This window comes from Lonepinella sp. BR2357 (genome assembly GCF_051851525.1).
Classification (GTDB): Bacteria; Pseudomonadota; Gammaproteobacteria; order Enterobacterales; family Pasteurellaceae; genus Lonepinella.
Genome location: NZ_JBPDVG010000024.1, coordinates 1 through 2,632, shown reverse-complemented (window position 1 = coordinate 2,632; position 2,632 = coordinate 1). Strand labels below are relative to the sequence as shown.

At 46.9% G+C, this 2,632-nt stretch carries 2 tRNA genes and 2 rRNA genes; all 4 read right to left on the bottom strand.

From position 1 onward, the window contains the following. A 23S ribosomal RNA gene (locus ACTG7L_RS10760) occupies positions 1–1,590 on the bottom strand; the annotation flags it as partial. A gap of 292 nt (positions 1,591–1,882) precedes the next feature. Then, positions 1,883–1,958, bottom strand: a tRNA-Ala gene (locus ACTG7L_RS10755). A gap of 27 nt (positions 1,959–1,985) precedes the next feature. Further along, positions 1,986–2,062: transfer RNA gene (locus tag ACTG7L_RS10750), tRNA-Ile, on the bottom strand. A gap of 78 nt (positions 2,063–2,140) precedes the next feature. Then, positions 2,141–2,632: ribosomal RNA gene (locus ACTG7L_RS10745) — 16S ribosomal RNA — on the bottom strand; the annotation flags it as partial.

Here is a 2,632-nt window from a genome sequence, read left to right as displayed (position 1 = left end):
AAATCTGAAGCTTAGTGGCTTTTCCTGGAAGTGTGGTATCAACAACTTCTTTCCCTTGGGAAATCGTCATCACGCCTTAGTGTTATCAGGAATTCGGATTTGCCTAAATCCCCCACCTACACGCTTAAACAGCCATCCAACAGGCTGCTTGCCTAACCTACTCCGTCCCCACATCGCAATTTATCCAAGTACGGGAATATTAACCCGTTTCCCATCGACTACGCTTTTCAGCCTCGCCTTAGGGGCCGACTCACCCTGCCCCGATTAACGTTGGACAGGAACCCTTGGTCTTCCGGCGAACGAGTTTTTCACTCGTTTTATCGTTACTTATGTCAGCATTCGCACTTGTGATACGTCCAGCAAACCTCTCGATTCACCTTCTTCCGCTTACACAACGCTCCCCTACCCAACAGTGTTACCACTGATGCCGCAGCTTCGGTGACTAGTTTTAGCCCCGTTACATCTTCCGCGCAGGCCGACTCGACTAGTGAGCTATTACGCTTTCTTTAAATGGTGGCTGCTTCTAAGCCAACATCCTAGCTGTCTAAGCCTTCCCACTTCGTTTCCCACTTAACTAGTACTTTGGGACCTTAGCTGGCGGTCTGGGTTGTTTCCCTCTTCACGATGGACGTTAGCACCCACCGTGTGTCTCCTATGCATTACTCTTCGGTATTCGCAGTTTGCATCGGGTTGGTAATCCGGGATGGACCCCTAGCCGAAACAGTGCTCTACCCCCGAAGGTATTCACATAAGGCTCTACCTAAATAGATTTCGGGGAGAACCAGCTATCTCCCGGTTTGATTGGCCTTTCACCCCCAGCCACAAGTCATCCGCTAATTTTTCAACATTAGTCGGTTCGGTCCTCCAATTAGTGTTACCCAATCTTCAACCTGCCCATGGCTAGATCACCGGGTTTCGGGTCTATACCTTGCAACTATTCGCCCAGTTAAGACTCGGTTTCCCTTCGGCTCCCCTATTCGGTTAACCTCGCTACAAAATATAAGTCGCTGACCCATTATACAAAAGGTACGCAGTCACAGAATAAATCCGCTCCCACTGCTTGTACGTACACGGTTTCAGGTTCTATTTCACTCCCCTCGCTGGGGTTCTTTTCGCCTTTCCTTCACAGTACTGGTTCACTATCGGTCAATCAGGAGTATTTAGCCTTAGAGGATGGTCCCCCTATCTTCAGACAGAATTTCTCGTGTTCCGCCCTACTTAGTGTTAGCTTAGTACTATCAGTGAATTTTGGAATACGGGGCTATCACCCTGTGTCGCTAGACTTCCCAGTCTATTCTTCTAATTCACTGACTATCACTAACGGCTCCTCCGCTTTCGCTCGCCGCTACTCACAGAATCTCGGTTGATTTCTTTTCCTCGGGGTACTTAGATGTTTCAGTTCTCCCGGTTTGCCTCATTTACCTATGTATTCAGTAAATGATAGTAGATTCTTCATCTACTGGGTTTCCCCATTCGGATATTTTGGATTAAACGCCTCTTATCGACTCATCCAAACTTTTCGCAGATTAGCACGTCCTTCTTCGCCTCTGATTGCCTAGGCATCCACCGTGTACGCTTAGTCACTTAACTATACAACCTCAAATGTTTTCAAAAACAAATGATGTTGCTGTTCAACTAAACACTTGACTGCTTTTGTTCAGTCAAGATTTTTCTTCTACTCAGACTTTCTTGTGTTAATTTATATGATTAAATTAACTCGAAAATCTCTCAGTTTTCAGCTTGTTTCCAAATTTTTAAAGAACAATAAGATTATCGGCTCTCGCCTATCATCATTGTTAAATTAACTTTATTAAAATCAACTAATTTTTTGTTTTTTTAATTCAGTTAACTTAACAATGATGACGACAACAAGATTTTTGTTTGGTGGAGATAAGCGGGATCGAACCGCTGACCTCCTGCGTGCAAGGCAGGCGCTCTCCCAGCTGAGCTATATCCCCAATTTTTTCCTACGTCACTCTCTTGAGTGGTGGGTCTGAGTGGACTTGAACCACCGACCTCACCCTTATCAGGGGTGCGCTCTAACCACCTGAGCTACAGACCCGTAGGGTAATTCTCGTTGCTTTCTTTTTTCTTTTCTATCAGCCAATCTGTGTGGACACTTATTGTCTCTCGTTTTCGGTAAGGAGGTGATCCAACCGCAGGTTCCCCTACGGTTACCTTGTTACGACTTCACCCCAGTCATGAATCATACCGTGGTAAACGCCCCCGTTTCCGTTAAGCTATCTACTTCTGGTACAACCCACTCCCATGGTGTGACGGGCGGTGTGTACAAGGCCCGGGAACGTATTCACCGCAACATTCTGATTTGCGATTACTAGCGATTCCGACTTCATGGAGTCGAGTTGCAGACTCCAATCCGGACTACGATGCACTTTCTGAGATTCGCTCCAGGTCGCCCTTTCGCCGCCCTCTGTATGCACCATTGTAGCACGTGTGTAGCCCTACTCGTAAGGGCCATGATGACTTGACGTCATCCCCACCTTCCTCCAGTTTATCACTGGCAGTCTCCTTTGAGTTCCCATCATAACATGCTGGCAACAAAGGATAAGGGTTGCGCTCGTTGCGGGACTTAACCCAACATTTCACAACACGAGCTGACGACAGCCATGCA